At 40.5% G+C, this 20,153-nt stretch carries 29 protein-coding genes; 24 read left to right on the top strand and 5 right to left on the bottom strand.

The annotated features are described in order from the left end of the window. Window positions 1-18: 18 nt before the first annotated feature. From N4T20_RS02575 to N4T20_RS02555, 5 genes are read right to left on the bottom strand one after another with little or no spacing between them, the layout of a single operon-like run. Window positions 19-1,272 carry a DUF935 domain-containing protein gene (locus tag N4T20_RS02575; RefSeq protein WP_260671566.1) on the bottom strand — a complete coding sequence of 418 codons (1,254 nt, stop codon included), beginning with the start codon at window positions 1,270-1,272 and terminating at the stop codon, window positions 19-21. Continuing rightward, entirely contained in the window at window positions 1,262-1,516 is a 255-nt protein-coding gene (locus N4T20_RS02570; RefSeq protein ID WP_260671565.1) for a hypothetical protein, read from the bottom strand. Before N4T20_RS02570 ends, N4T20_RS02575 begins: the two co-directional genes overlap by 11 nt. Before the next feature lies 1 nt (window position 1,517). After that, complete coding sequence (locus N4T20_RS02565; RefSeq protein WP_260671564.1) at window positions 1,518-1,943, bottom strand: DUF1320 domain-containing protein; 426 nt, start codon at window positions 1,941-1,943, stop codon at window positions 1,518-1,520. A gap of 3 nt (window positions 1,944-1,946) precedes the next feature. Then, window positions 1,947-3,479, bottom strand: coding sequence for a hypothetical protein (locus N4T20_RS02560; protein ID WP_260671563.1), 1,533 nt, complete (start codon window positions 3,477-3,479; stop codon window positions 1,947-1,949). Next, the gene (locus N4T20_RS02555; protein WP_260671562.1) at window positions 3,479-3,916 is read right to left on the bottom strand and encodes a DUF1804 family protein; all 438 of its coding nucleotides are present in this window, start codon (window positions 3,914-3,916) and stop codon (window positions 3,479-3,481) included. The genes N4T20_RS02560 and N4T20_RS02555 overlap by 1 nt, the downstream gene beginning before the upstream one ends. A 183-nt stretch (window positions 3,917-4,099) precedes the next feature. Here N4T20_RS02555 and N4T20_RS02550 point away from each other — a divergent pair, with 183 nt between their 5' ends. The 24 genes from N4T20_RS02550 (at window position 4,100) to N4T20_RS02435 (ending at window position 20,050) form a co-directional block, all read left to right on the top strand. Beyond that, window positions 4,100-5,077 carry an HK97 family phage prohead protease gene (locus tag N4T20_RS02550; RefSeq protein WP_260671561.1) on the top strand — a complete coding sequence of 326 codons (978 nt, stop codon included), beginning with the start codon at window positions 4,100-4,102 and terminating at the stop codon, window positions 5,075-5,077. Between the two features lie 4 nt (window positions 5,078-5,081). Continuing rightward, entirely contained in the window at window positions 5,082-6,005 is a 924-nt protein-coding gene (locus N4T20_RS02545; protein ID WP_260671560.1) for a hypothetical protein, read from the top strand. Window positions 6,006-6,064: 59 nt separating this feature from the next. Continuing rightward, window positions 6,065-6,364 (top strand): cell wall anchor protein, encoded by a 300-nt coding sequence (locus N4T20_RS02540; RefSeq protein WP_260671559.1) that lies wholly within the window; start codon window positions 6,065-6,067, stop codon window positions 6,362-6,364. Beyond that, complete coding sequence (locus N4T20_RS02535) at window positions 6,348-6,806, top strand: CHAP domain-containing protein (protein WP_260671558.1); 459 nt, start codon at window positions 6,348-6,350, stop codon at window positions 6,804-6,806. Before N4T20_RS02540 ends, N4T20_RS02535 begins: the two co-directional genes overlap by 17 nt. A 24-nt stretch (window positions 6,807-6,830) precedes the next feature. Continuing rightward, window positions 6,831-7,349 carry a hypothetical protein gene (locus tag N4T20_RS02530; protein WP_260671557.1) on the top strand — a complete coding sequence of 173 codons (519 nt, stop codon included), beginning with the start codon at window positions 6,831-6,833 and terminating at the stop codon, window positions 7,347-7,349. A 1-nt stretch (window position 7,350) separates the two neighbouring features. Further along, window positions 7,351-7,827, top strand: coding sequence for a hypothetical protein (locus N4T20_RS02525; protein ID WP_260671556.1), 477 nt, complete (start codon window positions 7,351-7,353; stop codon window positions 7,825-7,827). 3 nt (window positions 7,828-7,830) lie between these two features. Beyond that, window positions 7,831-9,012, top strand: a complete 1,182-nt coding sequence (locus N4T20_RS02520; protein ID WP_260671555.1) for a DUF2586 family protein — start codon at window positions 7,831-7,833, stop codon at window positions 9,010-9,012. A gap of 3 nt (window positions 9,013-9,015) precedes the next feature. Next, a complete protein-coding gene (locus tag N4T20_RS02515) occupies window positions 9,016-9,432 on the top strand; it encodes a hypothetical protein (RefSeq protein ID WP_260671554.1) in 417 nt (138 codons plus the stop codon). A gap of 59 nt (window positions 9,433-9,491) precedes the next feature. Beyond that, on the top strand, window positions 9,492-9,959 hold the full coding sequence (locus N4T20_RS02510; RefSeq protein WP_260671553.1) for a hypothetical protein: 468 nt from the start codon (window positions 9,492-9,494) through the stop codon (window positions 9,957-9,959). A 56-nt stretch (window positions 9,960-10,015) separates the two neighbouring features. Beyond that, entirely contained in the window at window positions 10,016-10,153 is a 138-nt protein-coding gene (locus N4T20_RS02505) for a hypothetical protein (RefSeq protein ID WP_260671552.1), read from the top strand. A 193-nt stretch (window positions 10,154-10,346) separates the two neighbouring features. Further along, entirely contained in the window at window positions 10,347-12,701 is a 2,355-nt protein-coding gene (locus N4T20_RS02500) for a phage tail tape measure protein (RefSeq protein WP_260671551.1), read from the top strand. Then, window positions 12,701-13,234, top strand: coding sequence for a DUF6046 domain-containing protein (locus N4T20_RS02495; RefSeq protein WP_260671550.1), 534 nt, complete (start codon window positions 12,701-12,703; stop codon window positions 13,232-13,234). The genes N4T20_RS02500 and N4T20_RS02495 overlap by 1 nt, the downstream gene beginning before the upstream one ends. Then, the gene (locus N4T20_RS02490) at window positions 13,215-14,189 is read left to right on the top strand and encodes a hypothetical protein (protein ID WP_260671549.1); all 975 of its coding nucleotides are present in this window, start codon (window positions 13,215-13,217) and stop codon (window positions 14,187-14,189) included. The genes N4T20_RS02495 and N4T20_RS02490 overlap by 20 nt, the downstream gene beginning before the upstream one ends. 4 nt (window positions 14,190-14,193) lie before the next feature. Beyond that, window positions 14,194-14,676 (top strand): hypothetical protein, encoded by a 483-nt coding sequence (locus tag N4T20_RS02485; protein ID WP_260671548.1) that lies wholly within the window; start codon window positions 14,194-14,196, stop codon window positions 14,674-14,676. Window positions 14,677-14,682: 6 nt separating this feature from the next. Next, window positions 14,683-14,907 carry a hypothetical protein gene (locus N4T20_RS02480; protein ID WP_260671547.1) on the top strand — a complete coding sequence of 75 codons (225 nt, stop codon included), beginning with the start codon at window positions 14,683-14,685 and terminating at the stop codon, window positions 14,905-14,907. Next, window positions 14,904-15,185, top strand: a complete 282-nt coding sequence (locus N4T20_RS02475; RefSeq protein WP_260671546.1) for a hypothetical protein — start codon at window positions 14,904-14,906, stop codon at window positions 15,183-15,185. Before N4T20_RS02480 ends, N4T20_RS02475 begins: the two co-directional genes overlap by 4 nt. Continuing rightward, complete coding sequence (locus N4T20_RS02470) at window positions 15,178-15,471, top strand: hypothetical protein (RefSeq protein WP_260671545.1); 294 nt, start codon at window positions 15,178-15,180, stop codon at window positions 15,469-15,471. Before N4T20_RS02475 ends, N4T20_RS02470 begins: the two co-directional genes overlap by 8 nt. A gap of 1 nt (window position 15,472) precedes the next feature. Then, entirely contained in the window at window positions 15,473-16,315 is an 843-nt protein-coding gene (locus tag N4T20_RS02465) for a nucleotidyltransferase (RefSeq protein WP_260671544.1), read from the top strand. A 58-nt stretch (window positions 16,316-16,373) separates the two neighbouring features. Then, window positions 16,374-16,790 (top strand): hypothetical protein, encoded by a 417-nt coding sequence (locus tag N4T20_RS02460; RefSeq protein WP_260671543.1) that lies wholly within the window; start codon window positions 16,374-16,376, stop codon window positions 16,788-16,790. Continuing rightward, window positions 16,783-17,592 (top strand): hypothetical protein, encoded by an 810-nt coding sequence (locus N4T20_RS02455; protein WP_260671542.1) that lies wholly within the window; start codon window positions 16,783-16,785, stop codon window positions 17,590-17,592. The genes N4T20_RS02460 and N4T20_RS02455 overlap by 8 nt, the downstream gene beginning before the upstream one ends. Then, complete coding sequence (locus tag N4T20_RS02450) at window positions 17,592-18,002, top strand: hypothetical protein (RefSeq protein ID WP_260671541.1); 411 nt, start codon at window positions 17,592-17,594, stop codon at window positions 18,000-18,002. Before N4T20_RS02455 ends, N4T20_RS02450 begins: the two co-directional genes overlap by 1 nt. Window positions 18,003-18,014: 12 nt before the next feature. After that, window positions 18,015-18,224 carry a hypothetical protein gene (locus N4T20_RS02445; protein ID WP_260671540.1) on the top strand — a complete coding sequence of 70 codons (210 nt, stop codon included), beginning with the start codon at window positions 18,015-18,017 and terminating at the stop codon, window positions 18,222-18,224. 8 nt (window positions 18,225-18,232) lie between these two features. Then, a complete protein-coding gene (locus N4T20_RS02440) occupies window positions 18,233-19,822 on the top strand; it encodes a hypothetical protein (protein ID WP_260671539.1) in 1,590 nt (529 codons plus the stop codon). Window positions 19,823-19,858: 36 nt separating this feature from the next. Continuing rightward, complete coding sequence (locus N4T20_RS02435; protein WP_260671538.1) at window positions 19,859-20,050, top strand: hypothetical protein; 192 nt, start codon at window positions 19,859-19,861, stop codon at window positions 20,048-20,050. Window positions 20,051-20,153: the final 103 nt, after the last annotated feature.

Genomic DNA, 20,153 nt, shown 5'->3' with positions numbered 1-20,153 from the left:
GATTATAGGCTTTGGGGCTTAGACGAAAAAACTTTCTCCAATTGTTAGGTTTGTGCCTGGAGCTGGCGCAGCCTGTTTAGGCTTTAATATTTTCAAGCTAAATGTTGAGTTCATCCATTCAACATCCATTTCGTAATGCTGCATGGCTTCTTTTACCATTGACCATAATTGAGAAATATCTTTGCTCTCAGGATAAGTGAAAACGCATTCTCTAGATATGACGCCAATGTTAATAAGCGCAGGAATTACAACAGAGTTCCAGTACTGCTCAATTAATGAAAGATCGCTATCGACTAAAGTCTGCAAAGTTTCCTGCATTGCAGCTTCTTTTGAACGGCTGCCGTTTTTCGTGTCCTGTCCCATTACAGCGCCATTGAAAAGCATGGATAATTCGTTGTTGCAGAAAGTCATTAAATTCTGATAGACTGCACCGTCCGTTTTTGTTGCTTCCGCCCATTCAAATTTTTCGTTTTCATCGATAATGAACCAAGCGGCAGCCCCCATTTCTTTCATCATTCTTTCGGCTCTTCGCAGCATCGCAATATTTTGCGTGTCCGTTTTCATAACACGTGGAGGAATACCGGCAATCTCGCAAAGTTCAGACCAGCAGGATTGCGCAAAACGTTTAAATAGAACGTGAGGTACAGCGCAGTTCATTAATCCCAAGTCTTCTCGGTCTCCAAACTCTATAATCCAAGTGCCGTATTCTTTCATTTCGCGGTACTTGATGCCTTTGTCCTCTCTGTAGTCCGGGTAAAAAATTCCTTCTTTAGGCTCGATGTTTTGGCGCTTAATAAGTTCGGCTTTCAATTGCGGTTCTGCCGCCGCCTGACCGTTCGTGCTTTCAATCCATGAGAGCTCGACAACAGAATGTGCATGCGTAACTGTTCCTAAAATCGCCTTATTGATTTCGTTCACCCATATTTTATCCTGGAGAAAATTGGTAAGCTCTTCGTTCACTTTCCCCGCTTTGTCTGTGATGGTAAAATTCATCGCCAGAGATTTTAAGAAACGGTTGCTGACCTGTGAGCGCAAAAGCCCGTCGATAAAAATTTCATCGTACAGGTTCATGAGCAGATGGCGTTTTGGCTTTTCCGCTTTACGCGCCATTGTAAGCGCCGTGTTCCATGTCAAAACATCCTGACGTACGCGCGACATTGAAACGGGAGCGATCTGATTTACCAAACCCGCAGAGCTTGGTGCGGCAGCTGTTTTTTTTGCTGCCAATTCTATATTTTTTTTTGCTAATGATCTAACTTTTCTACTGCTCATTTTCTTTAATCTCCTTGTCTAATTCGTCAATATTTTTTTTTAGGTAGTTTGTGACCTTTAAATAAGCATCCGAAGCGCTTTTGGCGTCAAAACCTCTAAATTTCACGCGTGCGGGATAAACGTTTTTTATCTCGTCGTTTTCAATATCAAAAACTAAAGCCCAGCCAAAGACATGCAGTATCTGGTTTATAATAAGGACTAGTCCTGTGCGTCTAAATTCCGACCATTCTTTTTTGCGTACCATATTACTCGTGATTAAATTTTACTCGTGAACCATTGCCAAAACCGTCCAATTCGTCTTCCTGGTCTTCGATTGGAATAGTTGGCAGATTGTCTAATTTTACAGTGCCTTTTGATAATTTTACCAGCCAAGCGACGGCGCGGTCGTACCTTTCTTTTGCCTGCTCGTAGATAATGTCTGCATTGCATAGTTCAACCAGGTACCATTTTGCAACGGTCACGGTATGCGTTACCAGCAAAGGGTTTCTTGCGGTGCCCGTTGGCGCAAATATTGCGGGAACGTCGTAAGACGATGCGCCGGACAGATAACCGCCCACTTCTTGAACCGCAGCGCCAATGGCCTGCATAACTAAATCGTCATTTCCTTCGGTGATCTGGTCAACCTGGTAGCCATAAATTGCGCTGCCTAAATCTTCTTTTCCTAAAAACATAGTTTAAAATTTTCTGTTACTGCCTCCGCCGTAAGCATAACCGCCTTCCATTGGGACTGATTTATTGTCTAAAAGCCAGCATCCGCCCTCAACGAAGTCGGGTCCGTCCATTGTCTTTGCATTCTCTGAAACTCCTAACATCTGACCATCCATAACAACCATATCCGGGTTCTCCTTTTCATCGATATTAAAAATCAAATTTCCTTTTGAGTGTATCGGTTCCAGCGTTCCTTCAATCCTGAAAAACTTTTCAGGTTTTTTACGCGTATCTTCTGAAATTGGCAGATACACGCCAAGTTCTTTATTACGCTTTCTGATTTCAGGAGTGATAACCTGTTCGTAGTGCGGGTCTTGAAGCGAGTTGTTTTCAATGTAAATGCGCTTAATATCAACTTTATGCTCTATAAGCCATTGATAGGCTTCAAAGAGCCAGCCTACAAAAGTTGCATTGTTGGTCTGTTTAAGCCAGACTTTGTATATATATCGTTTAGCGCCTTTTTTTCCAATAATGCCAACACCTTTGTAAGAAGCCTGCTTGCTTGCTCCTTTATCTTTATTAGATGTTGAAGGGTCTGCATAAACTATAACAGATTCGCAGGAACTTGCAGGCGGACATTTACCGTAATGAACCTCTTTAAATACATCACCCTCGCTTACTGGATTGTTGAAATATTCTTTTTGCTGAGCAGCCCAAGATATTTTTGAAAGTGCACGGTTAATTAACGCCTCTGTATTTTTCTGTGGCCATGTAGAAACGCCTTTTTCATCACGAATGTTTACGATCTCATGAAAATCGGCAACCTTAGCCATTTCAGTAATGCAACAGTATTTTGCAATTATGTTTCCGTTGGCAATCCATAAAAGGCCGTTCGAAATTGAGCGGGTACCGTATAACGCTTCTTCCAGCCATTTTACTTTCGCTTTGATTCTGGCCGGATTTCGGCACTCTTCGTCTGTATCAATATCGTCAATCAGAATAACATCCGGACGCACTTCATCTTTTCTGGTACCACGCGGTGACTGTCCTGCACCAAGAGCACGGAAAGAAACGCCTTGCTTGGTTACAAATTCGCCTGCTTCCCATGAGCCTAAACTTTCCTGCTCGCCGTAGTCGTTTATAATCCTGTTGTTAGCCTCTAGGATTGATTTATAAGGCAGCAGCAAGCGCTCAGCATTATCGTAGGTACTGGAAACCATTAAAACGTTCTTTTTCGTTTTCTTAGCAATTACTAGATAAAGAATTTCCATCATGGTACGCCCCGTTTTCGAAAGCTCACGTGACCAAGAGCGCACCAAATAAAGTTCGGCAAGATTTAAAACTCTCTGTGTTGAGCGTATATGAAACGGTGCAGGTTCTGAGGTGTAGAAATTAGGGAAATAGTATTTAAACCATTGTTCCGGATGTTTCTCCAATCTGGCAATACGGTTCTGCTTATCGGCTAAACTTTCATTTAGGTCAATAGGTGTCGCCTTTCGGGTGTTGTCCCGAAACTGCTGCCATAGTTCGTAATACTTTTTATCCTCTGCGCTCGCCATTATTTCATTTTTGCGGTTATGAATACATCAAAAAGGTTTGTAATGGTTTTTGCAAGCTCCAAATCCTGCTGGCGCACAAACTCAATAAAGTGTCTGGCCACTTCCACAGTATCGCCGATTGATGTTTCAGTTTCAAGTCGGTTAATGGAAGCGGTAATCTTAATAATGGTGTCTGCCTCTTTGCCGACAGCGACTTTAAAATCTCTTTTTGAAATATCAGTGTTCAAAAAATCGAGCTGGTCATATAAGAATGACAGCTGATTCTGTTTGGTGGTCAGAAGCGATTTTTTCAAGCTGTCCCATTTTCCTTCCTTAATCCACTTTGCCAGTGTTTTTTCAGTGACGGAAACCCTTTCTGCGATCTCCTTCTGGGTTAGTCCGCCCGCTAGATATAAGGACTTTGCGTACTCCTTTTCAAGTGCCTTTTTTATTGCCATAATGTCGATTTTATGAGCAAAATTGATTCAATAAAGGCGCTTTAAAAAAATGATGTTCAGGGAGTTTATAAACTGATACAGCCAGTTAATACAGTAGTTCAGCGAGTTTTAAGATTTTTTTTTTCGGCGTTTTTCCACTCAATCTTTGTCCTCTCAAAATGAAACAACGCAAAAAAATAGCCTATGCCAAAACCTTTTGTTTTTAATGATCAGAATCAGGTCAACAGTTACGGATTTAGAATTGTCACATCTGGAATCAGTTTGAAGAGGTTCAAAAAAAATCCAATGATGCTAAACAACCATTGGAACTCAACAGGCAATGTTCTTGGACGATGGGAAAACGTAACAGTCGATAAGGACCTGCTTCTTGGCGAACCTGTTTTCGATATGGACGACAAAGATGCGGCGCTGGTTGCCGGAAAAGTCGAACGTGAGTTCATAAAGACATGTTCAATGGGTATCTCTTTTAACCGTGAGGACTTGCAGATTATTGGCGATGAACTGATAATGACCAAATGCGAGCTTTACGAATGCTCTATTGTCGCAGTTCCTTCAAATGCAAATTCAATCCGTCTTTACAACCAGGAAGGCGAGCTCTTAAAGGATGAAGAGGTTAAAAAATTGTGCTTGTCTATTATGCCTACAGAAGGTGAAACCATACCGCCAACCCAAACCAGAACGTTGGATTTAAACCCTAAAAATAATATGAAAAAAATTACACTATCAATTGCTGCATTGACAGCTTTAAGTTTTGATAAGACAGCACCAGAGGTGGATGTTGAGGCAGTTGAAACTGCTGTATTAAAATTATCAAAAGAGAATGCAGAAAACAAGGGCAAATTATTGGCCATGCAGACTGAAAAAGAAAACCAGGAAGCCGAAGAATTAAAAGCATTGCTTGATGCTGGACAGCTGGCTGGAAAATTTGCAGCTCCAAAAAGAGAAGAGTTCGAAGCTCTTGGAAAAGCCAGCCTTTCTATTCTTAAGACTACTCTGGATTCAATTCCATCTAAAACCACTTTAGCCAATCAAACGGTTACCCCTGTATCTATTGGAGTGGCCACAAAAGAAGATTTTCAAAAATTAAGTCTGAATGAACAATTGGCTTTTAAAAACAGTAATCCAGACGAGTACAACAAAATGTTTAACGTAAAAAAATAAAAATATGCCAGCAAATTTTCCTGAAATTTGGTTAGATCGTGTTATCACAAACTTAGATGAATCAGATCAAGCGCCTTGGCTTGATGGCGTAGCAGAGCTAGACGCGGATGTGTCTCTAGTTGGTGAGAATACCGCAACTGAATCTAACATTATTCATATTGCAGCTACTGATTTTGATGTTGATGTTTTAATCAACAATACAACTTATCCAATTCCAGTACAGCAATATACAGACGGTTCATTGCAGTTTACGCTGGACAAGTATCAAACTAAAGTAGTGACTGTTTCTGACGATCAAATCATGGGAGCGTCTTATGATAAAATTGATACTGTTACTAAAAGCTCAGTAAGAGCAATCTTAGCGGAGAAATATGGTAAAGCTATTCACTCAATTGCTCCACAGTCACATACTACTAAAACACCAGTCATTTTTGCTACTGGTATAAACGGAACAGATGCTCCTTTAATGGATGGCACGCGTCCAAGATTAACTTATGATGATTTAGTGAGGCTTAAGGCAGCGTGCAAATCAGGTAAGTTTCCGCTTAAAGATAGACGTCTTGTTTTAACAGAAGATCACTGGAATGATTTATTGTTAGATCGTAAAAATTTTGGTGACAAGCTTGTTAATTACAGTGAAGGACAGCCAGCGCCAAAAATCGCAGGATTCTATTTATACACCTACGAAAATATGCCGTACTTCACTTCTGCAGGTGTTAAAAAAGCATACGGTTCTGTTCCAGGCGGAACTGACAGACCGGGTTCAATTGTATTTGGGCTTACTGGTATTGCTAAAAAGACAGGTAATACAAAACAGTATTTTGCTGAGGCTAAAAATAACCCGTCAACACAAACAAATGATCTGTCTTATCGTCACTATTTCTTAGCAACTCCTTTCAGAGCTGAGAAAATTGGAGCAATCATTTAAGATCACTATAAAAAATGGCTCTGCTGTTCTGAGCCATTTTTAAAACCCAAAAATTATAAATGGAACAATTTGCATACCCAACTCTGACCGCATTTTTTGGAGCATTAATTACTTGGCTGTTTTCTAAAAGAAAAAACCTAGCGGAAAATAGAGCCGCTGAACTTGATAACGCCGTAACGGCTGTAAAATATTATCGGGAAATGCTCGACGATATGGCTACAAGACTGACCGCAGCTTATGATACTATCAAGCACATGGAAATCCAGCATAAGGAATTGATGCTTATAAATCAGCAGTTAGTTGATGAGCTGCAAAAGTTCAAACAATTAAACGGAAAGACCCATGACACTACGAAATAAAGCACTTGAAATAGCCCAAAGCCAAATCGGCGTACAGGAAATACCCAAAAACAGCAATGCTGGACCAGCGGTTGAAAAATATCTCAAATCAGTGGGACTAGGAAAGGGTTATGCGTGGTGCATGGCTTTCGTTTATTGGTCAGTAAAATCAGCCTCGACTGAGCTGAACGTTGAAAACCCACTTGCAAAAACAGCCGGTGTTTTGGATATGTACAGCAAGATGGCAAAATACAGAGTAGCCACACCGCAGCCAGGAGACTTTTTTATTATGGATTTTGGCAAAGGCGCAGGACATACCGGATTTGTCGAAAAGCTTCTGCCAAACGGAAAGCTGCAGACCATTGAAGGAAATACCAATAATATAGGAAGCCGTGAAGGTTATGAAGTCGCAAGGCGATACGATCGCAAAATATCACAAATGAAGGGTTTTATCAGATTTTAAAGCCCATTTAAAAAGCAATTAAACATGAAGAATAAACCCAATAAAATCACACTCTGCTTATTTTACTTTAGTTTTTTGTTTTTGGCCATTGGAACGCTAGTCTCCTGTAAAAGCAGCGGCGTTCCTTTACCTGAAAAATCAGAAGTAAACACAATTACGACCAAAGTAGTTGTAAGAGACACAGTTTTCGAAATCCTGCAGGACAGCAGCTATTACAATGCATGGCTTGAATGCAAGGACGGAAAAGTCAAGTTCAAGGGCGAACCTGTCGCAACGCCAGGGAAAAGCTTAAAGGCTCCTAAAGTAAATATTCAGGACAATCAGCTTAAAGTCGATTGTCAGGCGGAAGCCCAAAAACTTTTTGCGCAGTGGAAAGACACTTACAAGACCGACATCCAAAAGGTTACCGTTACGCATACCAATTACATTAAAAAGCCGCTCACATGGTGGGAAAAGTTCCAGATTTTCTGCGGGCGTGTCTTCCTTACCCTTGCCCTTTACTACCTAATCAAATTTTTAATCAAAATCTTTAAACCCGTTTAGCATGAAAAACGAAATTTTTAAAGCAAATCCAAATCTGGATATGTATTACCAGACTGCTGATGGTGAGCCATTTTTTACAGAAAATGCCGCTGCCAATCATGCAAAAGGTTTGAAAAATAAATCAGTCGCACCTGTCTACAGATCAGAGGTTGAGGAATCGGACGAAACGGAAGAGGCTGAAAGCGCAGATTTAAACAATATTGATGTTACTGCAGAAATTGTGGCGCCGAATCTTACTGTTGTGAATACAGACCCGTTTGACCCTGAAACATTCCCAAATAGAGTTTTAACAGCTGAATTGGCTGCACCACAAGAACCAGCTGCACCACAAGAACCGGCTGCATCTTCTGAACCGCAAGAACCAGCTGTGCCAGAACAATCGCAAGAGCCAGCAAAACAACAGGAACCAGCTGCGCCACAAGAACCGGCTGCAAAAGCTGATGTAAAAGCTGCTGAGCCTAAAACCAATAAAAAATAATCCATGAACACAGTTCAATTTAATAGACAAGGCGGAGGCTTAGCCAAGAGGCTTGCGGGCGAAGATCACATAAGCGGTCTGATCGTCTACGGTGAGGCCAACATCGCCAAAACGCTTCTTAACGAGGTTGAAGGTTTAGCTGGTATTGGAGTGACGGCTTTGACAAATCCTGTCATGCATTATCACGTGTCGGAATATTTCAGAATTAATCCTGGTTCGAAGCTTTACATTGTTTCTTCATTGCTGAATGATGGCGAATATGTTGCCGTAAAGCAATTGCAGCAGTTTGCTGAGGCAAAAATCAGACAGATTGGAGTTGTCGACCTTATAACTGTTTTTGCTGATTTGGCGGAAACATCGGGAGCGATTAAAGATGTGCTAGACGAGCTGGCCATCTTAAATATGCCTTTGGAACTGCTTTACTCTATGCACGGGATAACGTCAGCCAATTTATTGGCATTGCCAGACCTGCACACTTTCAGCAACGACAGATTTAGTGTTGTAATTGGCCAAGATGGCGCTGGGCGCGGAAATTATGTTTCTGAGCTTGTCACTAAAAAGGTTGGAATCATTGGAGCCGCATTAGGAGCGGTGTCTAAAGCTAAGGTTCACGAAAGCATTGCTTGGGTAGAAAGGCAGAACCTTGTTACAACAGCCTATCCAAAAGCTCTTACAGGCGGGAATGTCCTTGCGCGTGAATTAGACGTGCCGGCATTTATCGATGGCACTTTGATAAGCGACTTTACTCCTGGACAAATCCAGTCGATCAGCAGCAAAGGCTACATCTTTATGATTAAGCATATCGGCTACACCGGAACTTTCTTCAATGACAGTTTCACGGCTACAGATTTAGACAGCGATTTCGCAACAATCGAAACTAACCGCGCAATGGATAAAGCGCAGAGAGGCGTCTACATCAAATTGCTGCCTAAAGTTTCGGGACCGATTTATGTTGATCCGGTGACAGGAAATCTGACGCAGGATGTAATCGCCTCACTCGAGGCAATCGCCTCGATTCCATTGGAACAGATGGAGCGTGACGGTGAAATCAGCGGTTTTAAAATAAACATTAACCCAGACCAGGAAGTGCTGACGACTTCGAAGCTTGAAGTTACAATTAAGATTGTGCCTGTCGGAGTTCTTCGAGAGATCGTTGTCAATCTTGGTTTCACATTACAATTATAGAAAATGGAGACTACACCTTTAATCAACGGCCGAGAGTACGGATGGGCTGATATTGTGGTAAACGTTTCAGCTAGTGCAATTGCTGGCATTAAGGCGATTAAGTACGAAGAGGAACAGGAAAAAGAAAATATCTACGGTTCGGGCAAAAATCCCGTGTCGCGCGGTTACGGACGTGTAAAGACAACCGGCTCAATCACGCTTTTATCAGGAACTGTCTTCGCTATGCAGGCCAATGCTCCGAAGAACAAGCTGCATAATATCGCGCCATTTCCAATTGTAGTTATGTACCAGCCTGAAACTGGACCGATCGTAAAACACACTCTCAAAAATTGCGAGTTTAAGAAAACCACTTTCGATTGGAAAGAAGGCGATATGTCTAAAGACGTCGAGCTTGAATTGTTAATCTCTCACATTGAATAGTAAATCAAAAAACCTTCCAAAGCAATATTTGGAAGGTTTTTAAAAACCAATAAAACAAGATGGAAAACAAAGTAAAAGAAGTAAAAGAAAAATTAATATGCGGATTGACTGAATCCCAAATCGCTACTTTAAAAAGGCAGCACGGATTTTTGGTAATCGTTACAATTCAGCAGGGCGGTGTTGAGCTAAAAGAAAAAATCAATCATTTGGAAACTTTGTTACTAGATCAGGGCGATAAACTTCAAGCTCAGAAACCGAAACTATATGAGGAATTGCAAAATGCTAAGGAAGAATACGAAAGTAAACACATGTTTCACGCAATCTTTAAGGAACCGACTTTTGAAGTTCTGGAAGCAACTGGAGCAATTGGCAAAAACTCTGAAATTAAAGGAACGGTCGCACTTTATGACAACTGCATCATTAAAGCGGACGATGAGATCAGCGGACGCGATTTCGCCAAACTGAAAGCTCTTGAAGGATTGGCCAAGCACATGAACTCTTTTTCTGTTGATGTAAAAAACTTGTAGCCCGTCTGGAACAAGGCGGGGATGATGTGGGATTGATGCAGGGCGATGCCATTATAATGGCAAACTTTAAAATCAATCCAAAAGAATTGCAGGTTACCCAATGGGGAGATTATTACGCGAAAGCGATGTGGCTGGAAAGATGGCGCCTGGAGAATCAGGCCGAAATGTTCAGAAACCTGTTCGGACTTGACTAAGATCTGTTTTCCTTAAAAATGGTGTTCGCAAAATTGATTAGCGCATACACAACCCAAAAACCCAAAACAACCGGAAGTAAGATTGGAATAAAACACGCTAGCGTAATACTTGCTACAAGCACGTAAAACAGAGGTTTGGCGGTGTATTTATATTTCATATCTGAAATTTTATTATACAAATATAAGCATAAAAATGGATAGTATTAATTATAATCTGAATTTTCAGAGCAACGGCGGGCAAATTTTTGCCACAATAAACGGCGGGCTTGCAAGCGTTCAGGAAAATACTACCAGAACAACTAAGGTTTTTGGCGACTGCTATAAGGCGCTTCTTGCAGTTAAATTGGCATCCGAGGGGATACAGCAGTTGGGGCAGATATTGGATGAAGTTGTACAGCCAGGAATTGAACTAAATACGCAGATGGCGGATTTAGGAGCAATTACAGGACTAACCGGACAAGGCCTGAAAGATATTGAAATGGCGGCCAGACAGAGTTCTAAAGTATTTGGAACTGACGCCAGCAACAACGTAAATGCATATAAGCTGATACTTTCGCAATTGTCTCCGGAGATCGCCCAAAATTCTGAGGCGATGAAGCTCATGGGAGATAATGTAAATATCCTGTCTAAAACGATGGGAGGCGATACAGTGGCAGCTACCAATGTTCTTACCACCGCCATGAATCAGTACGGCGTGAACCTCGAGGACCCAATTGCCGCTAGTAAAGTCATGGCAGACATGATGAATGTTATGGCTGCAGGCGCAAAAGAGGGTTCTGCTGAGCTTCCGCAGATTCAGGCTGCCCTGGAACAGGTCGGAATGGTTGCCAAAACAACGGGAATTTCGTTTGTCACTACAAACGCCGCAATCCAAATGCTTGACAAAGCAGGGAAAAAAGGTTCTGAGGGCGGTGTGGCTCTTCGAAATGTTTTAACGACTTTATCGGAAGGCCGTTTTGCTTCAAAGGATGCAACCGAAGGGCTGCAAGCTATGGGAATTTCAACTTTGAAATTATCAGATGCCAGCATCCCGCTTACAGACCGTTTAAGAATGCTTCGCCCTGTAATGAGCGATACAGCCTTAATGACTAAGGTTTTCGGTAAAGAAAACATGGCGGCGGGTATCGCACTTATTGAAACCGCTGACGCGCAGGATGAACTGGCGCTAAAGATCACCGGAACAAACACGGCGGTAGAACAGGCCAATACGATCATGGGAAGCTACCAGGAGCGCATGAACAGAATTAACGCGGTGTTCACCGACTGGAGAATATCAATCTTTAATGCGACTCAGGCCTATCTTCCCTATTTGCAGACAAGCGTAAAAGTATTTACGACTGCCGGAAAGATAGCCGAAAGCTATACCGCACTTAAAAGTGTCATTAGCGCATTTCTGCCAAAGCTGTTTATAAAAACCGTAGCAACGCAGGCAGATACGGCTGTAACGGCTGAGAATGCTGCAGTGACGGGAGTTGGAAGTATCATAAACAGGATTTACGCTGCAACTATAGGAAGTATTACAAGAGCCACTTTAAGCGCAACAATTGCGCAATTGGGATTAAATGCCGCAATGCTCGCCAATCCTATAGGTTTAATAATTGTAGGGGTTGTTGCGCTGATTGCCATTTTTAAGATGCTATGGGATAACTCCAAAAGTTTCAGGGAGGTGCTCTTCGGTATTTGGGAAGCTGCAAAAGCAGTCTTTAATAACATTGGAATAATAGTACAGCGAGTCTGGAACATGATTGTTAAACCAATCATCATGGCTTATTACAATGCCTACAAATTCGTATTCACCAAAATTTGGGAGTTCATAAAGTTTGTTTTCAATGCTATCGCTTCAATATTCGTATGGTACTATGAAACTGCAGTTTCCATTTTTACAGCAGTGAGTGATTTTGTTGTCGGCGTTTTCAATTGGATTGCTGAAAAGGTAGGCGGAGTTTTAACATTCATAGGTTCTTTTTTCAGCGGTATTTGGGAATGGTTCAGTAGCACTTTTTCAGGATTTGTAAAATTTATTGATGAATGGCTCGTACAGCCCATCATATCAGCATTTAGCGGAGTATGGGATTGGATAGTCGCACTATTTGAGAAAATTATGGATAAGCTTACAGGCGTTTTTGCGCCGATAAAGAAGTTCTTCAAAACTCTTTTCTCCAGTGAGGGAATGACCGATGTAAAAGCGGCATATAAAGAAGGTGAGAAAAAAGGTGCGGCCAGCTATGATAAAGATCACCGGAAGGAAAAGGACAAAGAAAAGCCTGTCCAGGAAAAGAAAAAAGACGAAAAGCCAATATTCGACGTCACCAAAGGATTCCAGGCAGGCGTTGCACCGACAAAACCGATTGCCGGAGTTGGCGCAAAAGATAAAAAAGAAGGCGGTTCTGGCGGCGGTTCGGGGTCGCGCAGCATCAACATCGGAAAGCTGATCGAGAACATGACGCTGCATTTCCACGGAACCGCAAAGGAAAGTAAAGAAAGTATCAAACAGTCAGTTACAGAGGCATTATTGACTGCTGTAAATGATGTAAATCTAGCCCAATAATGGTTTTCGATTTTGTGAATGTCCGGACATATAAACCATTAGAGCCCGCAAGTCTGGACTTTAAATTTGAAGGTTCTGAACATTATGGAGTTCCAACACTTACAAGCTTAGCATTTCAGTACAAAGGAAAGCGGATTGAATTTGTGGAATGCATTGCCACAGTAAACATGGAAAGAAATATTGTGACTACTCCTATGGAGGGAAGAGACGGAACCATAAAAGAATATATAAGCGAAGGGGATTATACCATCCAGATCGATGGCGCAGTAACAAATTACAGTGAAACAGACCCTGAGAAAAGCAGGGATTATCCAGTAGAAAAACTGCAGGAGCTCTTAAGTTTTTTAAAGATCAAGGATAGCTTGGAAGTGCAGAGCGATTATCTCACGCTTTTTGGAATTAAAAGCGTTGTTGTCAAATCGTACGGAATGCTGCAGGAAACCCACAGTAACCGTCAGGCTTTTCAATTGCAGCTGTTAAGTGATACGCCATACGAAATAAAAATAAAACAGGATGCTGGTTTTAGTTTCTGAAATAACAATTGAAGGGGATAAAACTTGGAGTTTTAACTCTTTAAATAGCTGTACCATTGTCGAGGACACATCGACGCTAACGGACACCTGCGAACTGCTTTTACCTAAAAAAACATCCTGGCAGGGAGCCGACAATTTCAGGCTTCCAATAAAACGAGGCGATAAAATCACAGTAAAATTGGGTTATGACGGTGTTCTTAAGACAAGGTTTACTGGCTATATCAGAACAATTGATGCAAAGAAGCCTATAAAGATCACTTGCGAAGATGGTATGTTTATGCTTAAAACTGCGGAAGTGAAAAAGAAAGGCTATGCGAAAGTGACCCTTAAAGAACTGATCGGAGATTTATTGGCTGGAACAGGAATCGAATTTCAGCTGATCGATGACGATATTGTTTTGGGCCCTTACCGGATTACCAAAAATACTGTCGCTGAGGAATTGAACGAAATTAAAAAAGAGTTTGGATTGCGTGCCTATTTCAGAACTCTTGACAATGATTCAAAGCTTTATGTTGGCTTTACCTATCCGCTGAACAGCAGAAAGCGCGAGAGCTTCATTTATGGCAAAAATATCATAAATGAAGACTTTGTGTACAGGATTGCAGAAGATGTCAAAGTCAAGGTAAAAGCAATTTCAGTCAATTCAAAAAACAAGAGAATCGAACTGACGACTGGAGACAAGGATGGCGAACTTTTTACGGTGTACAAGTATAATGTCACAAAGGACGAATTAAAAGTATTTGCGGAAACTGAACTCGTTAGATTTAAGACTACTGGTTTTAAGGGCGGTTTTGAGACTTTCGGCGAGCCACTTGTGAGCAAATGCGATATAGCGTACATCGAGGCATCTGACAGCAATAAAGGAAGCTTTCTGATTAAGAAGCTGGAAGTGAATTTCGGAATGAATGGCTACCGCCAGAAAATTGAGTTAGGACAGCCGTTAAACATCGAATAAGACAATGAGCGATTTAAGAGATACATTACAGAACCTGACACAGACTAGTGATGAAGTTTACGCCAAAGTATGTGAGGTGATGGAGATAGACCAAGACGAAAAAACCGTCAACGTGAAACCGGTTGATGATACAGCAGAAATTTATAATGTGCGTCTGCAGGCGGAAAGCGAAACAGGCGGACTTGTATTGTTTCCGAAGGTCGGCAGTATGGTCTTAGTGGTCTTTATCAATAAAAATAATGCGGCTGTTGTCAATACCAGCGAAATTGAAAAGCTTTCCCTGGTAATCGAATCCTGCAAATTTGAGGCTGATAGTTCCGGCTTTCTGCTGCAAAAGGAAAATGAGACTTTAAAAAAGCTTATGGCTGATTTAATAAAAGCGATTAAAGCATTAAAGTTTACAACCAACAACGGTCCTACTATCAATCTGATAAACATTGAGGACTTTATCGAACTTGAAACTAGGTTTAATGGTTTTTTAAAATGAGTTTAAATGGCATTGGATAAAGAAAGGTTAAAAGAAAAAATTAAGGATGCATTTCAAGCGGAACAGACAGAGCAGGAAGATCACAACGCATCGCTTGAAAGGATTTCAGACAAGCTGGCTCAGGCAATTGTGGAAGAAATCAAAGCTTTAAAAATTGAATATACCTCGGGGCTTGTTGCTCCGAGCGGTGGCGGAACAGTCACAGGAACAATTTTACACACAGTATCATGACGGATATTTTATTGGAGAATGACGATCTGAAAGTAATCGACGGCGATTTCGTACTTGGCGACAGCACAAATCAGAATGTTGAAATGATTTTAAAGCTGACGCCTGGAGAATTGAAAGAACATTTGGAAACGGGTGTTGCCATTGACAGATCAATCAGCGGAAACCTCGACAGATTCTTAGATAGGACTGTAAGAGTACAGATGGAGGCTGACGGCTTCAACATCTCGCTTTTGGAAATAAAAGAAACCGGATTAACAATTGACGGAAGCTATGAATGAGTATCAGACCCATGAAAACCAGACTTTGCAAGATGTCGCCTCACACGTGTATGGGCGTGCGGATGTTGCTTTTGAACTGGGGTTATTGAATAATCTGTCGGTTACCGATTCATTGCCTGCCGGAACAATATTAAAACTGGTTGAAGCTCCAGAAAATATATTTGTAAAAACAGCATTGGAAGGAAGAAACATTGTTCCAGCTGTTGATTTTAATTCGGAAGAGTTTGAAGATATCGGCCTTGGTATAGGCAGCATGATAATAGAGACAAATTTTATAGTAAGATAATATGGCAAGAACAATCGCTGAAATACAAAAGCAGATGCTCGACAGGATTGCAGCTGATGAAACTTTATCAGTATTAAACTCGACCAGCAAGACGGCAATTTTCCGACTATTTGCCTATATCATTGCTTTTGGCATTGCGGTTCATGAATCGTTTTTTGACCAGCATTTTAAAGAAGTTAAAGAAATGCTGGACAATGATAAAGCTGGCAGTCTGCCTTGGTATCGTACAATGGCTTTACGTTTCCAATACGGCTTTGATTTAGTCCAGGACAAAGATTATTTTGATAATGCGGGAGCTACAGATGAACAGATTGAAAATTCTAAGATCATTAAATATTCGGCAGTAAACGAAGCTGAAAACGATACAAGAATCATTATAAAAATAGCCAGCGAGGTTGATGGAGCGCTTTCTGATTTTGAAGACAGTACACAGGTAGAAGCAATTGAAAACTACTTTAAAAGAATAAAAATTGCGGGACCTAAGATAACTATTATCAATTATAAGGCAGATCAGCTGTATTTGAATTTGCAGATTAAGCGCGATGTACTGGTTTTGGACGCAAATGGGATGAGCAAGCTAAACGGGAATTATCCTGTGATAGAGGCTTTAGAACAGTTTATGAAGGAGCTGGATTTTAATGGCGAATTAAAGCTTTCAGCCCTTATTGATAAAATACAGCAGGTTCCAGGCGTTTTGGACGCCACTTTACTAAGCGCTCAAAGCTCTTGGATAAATCCAGATTTGGGCGGTTATGGAGTTCCCCAGCCAATTTTCATTTCTAAAATAGCAGAAAGCGGATATTTCAAAATAGTAACATACGAAGATATTGCTTATGTGGAGTAAGATAGATTATAGCAGATTGGTGATTTTGCTGCTCCCCAGTTTTTTGAGAAAGCCTGTCATGATTCGCTATTTACAGGCGCTCATTCTTCCGCTCGATCAGCTTTATTATAGATGGTCTAATTGGCGGGAGGAAAATATTTATAAACTAGAACATACAGGTCAAGTCTGTTCCTTGGAGGGTTCATTGAATGATAAATTTGACCCAATCCAAAGACGGATTTATATAGCGGACGGACAGTTATATGAGACATATTATGTTTACACAGAAAGCGAACAGCAGGACAGGTTTATACACACCGAGAGTGAAGAACCAACAGTTTTCCTTCGCACGGAATCAGAAACTGCAGATACAGGACTAGATTTTATTGTCTTTGTTCCTGAGGAAACATACAATACCCAAATTTACGCATTGCATGCACACGTTAAATTTTATAAAGCAGGCGGTTTTCGCTATGATATTTTTATAAATGAATAAGACAAATTTTAATCAGACAGGCGGTTTTCCATTAAAGACAGAAAGATTGCAGGAGCTTCAAACTGCGTTTATGGCTTTCAATGCATTAGGGCAATTAGCGGGAAATCTTACGATTATTTCAGGCTGTGAGACAGTTGGAACAACTGTTAGAAATGGATTCGTATTTATTGACGGTGAGCTATTAGAGTTCCGTGAGGCCTCAGGAGTTTTTGCGGGGTCTCAGGTTATAATCGTTGATGAAAATATTGACAGAGCTTTTGAAAATGGCACTATAAAAACAGTCCATACACTTCGTTATGCAACAATTGGAACAGCCGAAATATCATGGCCTTGGAGCTCATTTGAAAGGCCTATTCCAACAAAAAGCATTCAGGCATTTCAAACACTTGTTATAGACAGAATAACTGCAATTGAAGCTAAATTGAATACAATTGAAATTGGAGCTCAGAAAAACGTTCAATCGGATTGGAATGTAACTGATGTTCTATCGGATGCTTACATTAAAAACAAAATAGCATTCAACAGTCCATTCCTTCGCAAGGATGTGTTTTATGTTGGAAATGTTGGAAGTAATGGAAATGTAAATGATACAAAAATGACTGTGACATTCCCATCTGTTGGAACTTCTAATTATATGGTGTTGGGCTCTCTTAGAGGAAGGTCAGCATATTGGAATGACGACAATGATGTTTTCTGGACTTACGGCGGAGAAACAAGCACGTCTTTCGAAATCTACCTGCGTGAAATTGTAGCCAATAATCAGAATTTAAATTTCTATTATGTACTAATACCACTATCATAATGGCTACAAACATCAACATAATTTTAGACTGGTTTAGAACTGGCAAAAAACCAACTCAAGCACAATTCTGGGCTACATTGACATCTTTCTGGCATAAAGACGAAATGATTCCACAGTCGAGCATAAATGGCCTGACATCAGTTTTAAATGCAAAGGCTGAGAAATCCCAGTTTGAAGTGCATAAAACAGACCCAAATGCTCATGCTAATTTAATCATAAATACTCGTTTCATTCCAATTGGTCAACGACTTGTTTTTAAGCACTCCTCAAATGATAATCCAGACAATATAAATCAGCAGGAACAAGGTGATTTTGTAATTGGTTTTGTAGAAAATCAATGGATACAAGGATATTTTTTAGGAGGCGATAATAATAATTTAAACAATTATGATGTAGTAACATCAGCTTAACACTAAACCACTATGAAAAAAAAGAAAGTCATTAGCAAACTAATTAATAGAATTGAAAAACTCGAAAAGATCATCAAGCCTGATGGAGCAACATTCACTGATCCTATGGATGAAAACAAAGCAGTTTTTATTGGAATTAAAGCTGGAAAGTACACCAATGATGTTGTTACGATAACTCCACAAACTACAAATATCACAAACATTACTAATCAATCTATTTAATTAAAAACATGAAAAGACTTGTTTTATTTTTATTACTCGCGTTATCTTTTGCAGTAAGAGCACAAATAACCATTCCACAAGAATACTCAATTAAGAAACCTCTCCGATTGCAGACTGTATTTGAGGGTTCAAAACTAGACAGCGTTTTAGTTCGCGGAGCTGACGAAACTGTAAAATTTGTGCCACGTAGCGAATTCGGCGCAGATGGTTCAGAAACTAAAATCGCTGCAGGCGCCAATGCTTCCATAACAGGAACAGGAACAAATGCTAATCCGTACATTATTAATTCAATTCAGCCAACAATTGACGGCTCAGAAACTAAAATTTCGGCTGGAACTAATACAACTGTAACGGGTACAGGAACCGATGCCAGCCCTTACGTTATTAATTCAATTTCGCCTGCAATTGACGGCTCAGAAACTAAAATTTCGGCAGGAACCAATACAACTGTAACTGGTACAGGAACTGATGCCAGCCCTTACGTTATAAATTCAATTTCGCCTGCAATTGACGGCTCAGAAACTAAAATTTCGGCGGGAACCAATACAACTGTAACTGGTACAGGAACTAATGCGAGCCCCTACGTTATTAATTCAATTCTGCCAACTATTGACGGTTCAGAAACTAAAATTTCGGCGGGAACCAATACAACTGTTACTGGTACAGGAACTAATGCGAGCCCTTACGTTATTAATTCAATTCTGCCGACAATTGACGGTTCAGAAACTAAAATTGCTGCAGGAACCAATACAACTGTAACTGGTGCAGGAACTATTGGCAATCCTTATAGAATTAATGCAAGCGGAGGAATAGCCGATTTTGTTTATAAGGTGACTGATAGCGGCGCAAGTTATTATTTAGGCCCTAATACTGCAACTAATACTACAGGAAGTGGTGTCAGTTCTGTGGTGTTTGGAAGTAACAATATAAAATCTCTTACTAATACTCATCTAGTGTCAATCGGTGGTGATGCTTTGGCGGCATTCACAGGAGCCTCTTCCAACACTACTAGTAGATGTACTATAATAGGCGGCAGAGCTGGTATAGCTTTGACATCAATTGGGAATGAAACAACTGCTATTGGTTATTCTGCATTATATGAATCAACGGGTTTGACTGGTCCAGGTAATACAATGGTAGGCTCACTGTCTGGGGGAAGATTATCGGGAACAGCAGAATATAATTCATTTTTCGGTAAAGGCAGTGGTGCAGGTACTACAACAGGTAGTTACAATACTCTTTTGGCTTATGGCGCAGGAAGCTTAATAACTACTGGTTCAGGAAATACTGTCTTAAATAATCCAGCTAATGGCGCAAATAGGTTGGCAACAGGTTCCAATAACACAATTTTAGGAGGTGATGCAAATATGCCAATCGCGAATCCCAACAATTATGTAATTATAGGCACTAGTAGAAGCGGTACTATAGGGGGCGTTAATAGAATTATAATTGATGATACTGGAAAAATGTCGCTATTGGGAGCACTAAAAATTGCAAACGTTCCAGTATACGCAGACAATGCTGCCGCTTTATCAGGAAGTTTAACTGTGGGTGATGTTTACAAAACATCAACTGGACAATTAATGATTGTCTATTAATGAATCTAAAAATAACTTTAAATATATAATATATCTATGAATCAGAAAACTATTGCCGCTATTGTGAGCATCTTAATTGTACTGACTGGAATTATTGACACTAAATTTGATCTTTTGCAGGATGCAGGACTGAGTTTGGTGGTAATCAACAGAATCAAACTAGTAGGTTTGGTATTATCAGCAGTATTGCCAAGTGCGGCACAGCTCTTTTCTAAAAAGACAGAGTAAAATAATCCTTGGAGGCGGGAAAAAAATGTCCTCCACAAATTAATACTTTCTCAGGGTAATTTAATTTAGCACAAAGCCAGCGTGGAGGACAAAAGTCTTCTTA

Origin of the sequence: Flavobacterium sp. TR2, from assembly GCF_025252405.1 — a bacterium.
GTDB lineage: Bacteria > Bacteroidota > Bacteroidia > Flavobacteriales > Flavobacteriaceae > Flavobacterium.
The sequence above is the reverse complement of the archived record's forward strand: the minus strand, read 5'-3'. Positions and strand labels throughout refer to the sequence as shown.